The 2600-nt window shown below is 64.9% G+C and carries 2 protein-coding genes; both read left to right on the plus strand.

Translation table 11 applies throughout. The features are described 5' to 3' along the window. On the plus strand, positions 1–1669 hold a 1669-nt coding region (locus D5S18_RS27955), incomplete at its 5' end, for a type I polyketide synthase (protein WP_120044116.1). A gap of 3 nt (positions 1670–1672) precedes the next feature. Continuing rightward, the coding region (locus D5S18_RS27960) for a beta-ketoacyl synthase N-terminal-like domain-containing protein (RefSeq protein ID WP_203236955.1) at positions 1673–2600 on the plus strand (928 nt) is incomplete at its 3' end.

A 2600-nucleotide genomic window follows, 5' to 3' on the forward strand; every position in this document is an offset into this window, starting at 1 on the left:
GGATCTGGCGGTGGCGCCGTTGGTGGGTTTGGTGCGTAGTGCTGCTGCGGAGCATCCGGGCCGGTTCGCGATGGTCGATCTCGATGGTGTCGACGGTTCACGCCAGGTGCTGGCGGGGGTGTTGGGGGTTGGTGATGAGCCGGTGTCGGCGGTGCGCGCGGGGGTGGTAATGGTGCTGCGGTTGACGCGGGTGCCGATGGCTGGTCCGGGCACGGGTCCGCAGCGTCTCGATGCGGAGTCCACGGTGTTGGTTACCGGTGGTACGGGGGGTTTGGGTGCGTTGGTAGCGCGGCATCTAGCTGTCGAGCACGGTGTGCGGCATTTGGTGTTGGTCAGTCGCAGGGGTGGGGACGCTGAAGGGGCGCAGGGGCTTCGGGCACAGTTGGGGGAGTGCGGTGCTCAGGTGCGGGTGGTGGCGTGTGATATCGCGCAGCGGGATCGGTTGGCCGAGTTGTTGGCGTCGATCCCGGTGGAGCATCCGTTGTCGGCAGTGTTTCATGTGGCGGGTGTTCTAGAGGATGGTGCGGTGGAGTCGCTGGAGCACGATCAGGTCGAGAAGGTGTTGCGGCCCAAGCTCGATGCGGCCTGGTATCTACACGAGCTGACCGCGTCGCTGGGTTTGGTCGAGTTCACAATGTTCTCCTCGGCCGCGCCTTTGCTGGGTGGTCCTGGACAGGGCAATTACGCGGTGGCCAATGCTTTCCTGGACTCGCTGGCGGAGTATCGGGTGGCTGGTGGGTTGCCCGCGACGTCGTTGGCGTGGGGTTTGTGGGCCCACGCGGGCACTGGTGGTATGCACGAGCGGCTGTCGGCGGTGGATCGGGCGCATACCGAGGCTCAGATCCGTAATCGTCTGGGGTTGGCGCCGATTCCGGCGGGTCGGGGGTTGGAGCTGTTCGATCTGGGGCGGGGCCACTCCGATGCGGTGTTGGTGCCGATGTTGGTCGATGTTGGTGCGTGGCAGGCTCAGGCACGGGCCGGGGTGTTGCCAGCAGCGGTGCGTGGGCTGGTCCCAGCGGCGGTGCGGGCGCCGGGGCGCAGGTCGGGGTCGTTGGTGCGACGTTTGGCGGGTGTCCCCGAGACAGAATGGGATGCCCTGCTCCTGACCGAGGTCCGTACCCATGTCGCAGCGGTGCTCAGCCACGACTCGGTCCAGGACATCGAATCCGGCCGTGCTTTCAAGGAACTTGGGTTCGACTCACTCGGTGCGGTCGATCTGAGAAACCGCCTGTCCCGGGCGACCGGACTGACCCTTCCCGCCACCCTGGTCTTCGACCACCCGACTCCTGCCGCGGTAGCGGCCTACCTCAAAACACAGATACCGCCGGTCGGCGGTGACCGGGCCGCCCGCTCCGGTGGTGGCGAGAAACCTCTTATCGAGGGACTGGACACCATCGAGTCCATGCTCGCGACCCTCACCACCACCCACCGGGTCGAAGGCCACTTCAAGGAGCGACTGCGCTCGCTCGGATTGAAACTCGACGCCCTGCTGGCCGGTATCGAGGACTGGGACGACCACGACCCTGACCAAGACCTGGCCGCAGCATCAGATGACGAACTGTTCGCAGCCCTGAACAACGAACTCGATAACACCCTCGGCACTGCCGTGAGCAACGAGCTCGGCGGCTCCGATTCCGCGGCGACCGCAGCACACGACGGGAGAGCTTGACCTATGGCCAACGAATCAGAACTGCGTGAGCATCTGCGGAAAGCCATCGGCGATCTGCGCAAAGCGAACCAGCGAGTGCGTCAACTCGAACATAATGCCTACGAACCCATCGCGATCGTAGGTGTGGGCTGCCGTTACCCCGGCGGGGTGCGTTCGGCGGCGCAGCTGTGGTCTCTGGTTGCCGAAGGCCGCGACGTGATCTCAACACTACCTGAGGACCGTGGCTGGGACCTGGAAAGCCTCTATCACCCCGACCCTGAGCAGCCCGGAACCAGCTACGCTCGCGAGGGCGGATTCCTCGACGACGCGACTGGTTTCGACGCCGAGTTCTTCAATATCTCCCCCCGCGAGGCCCTCGCGATGGACCCCCAACAGCGAGTCCTCCTCGAAGTCGCCTGGGAAGCCTTCGAATCGGCCAGCATCACACCTGCCACGATCCGCGGAACACCAACGGGCGTCTACATCGGCGAGGTCACGATGGAGTACGGAGCGCAGGCTCCGAGCGAACTCGACGGTTATGTGGTGACAGGCAATACAGGAAGTGTTGCTTCGGGTCGTATTTCGTATGTGTTGGGTTTGGAGGGGCCCGCGGTGACGGTGGATACGGCGTGTTCGTCGTCGTTGGTGGCGTTGCATCAGGCGTGTCAGGCTTTGCGGGCGGGGGACTGCTCGATGGCACTCGCCGGCGGCGTAGCGGTGATGTCGACACCGCGGATGTTCGTGGAATTGTCCCGGTTGCAGGCGTTGACGCCGAGCGGGCGGTGCAAGGCATTTTCGGCCGAGGCGGACGGGTTCTCTCTTGCCGAGGGTGCTGGTGTGTTGGTGTTGGAGCGGTTGTCGGATGCGCGTCGTCTCGGGCGTCGGGTGTTGGCGGTGGTGCGTGGTAGTGCGGTGAATCAGGATGGGGCGTCGAATGGTTTGACCGCGCCGA

This window comes from Nocardia panacis, from assembly GCF_003598715.1.
Lineage (GTDB): Bacteria > Actinomycetota > Actinomycetes > Mycobacteriales > Mycobacteriaceae > Nocardia > Nocardia panacis.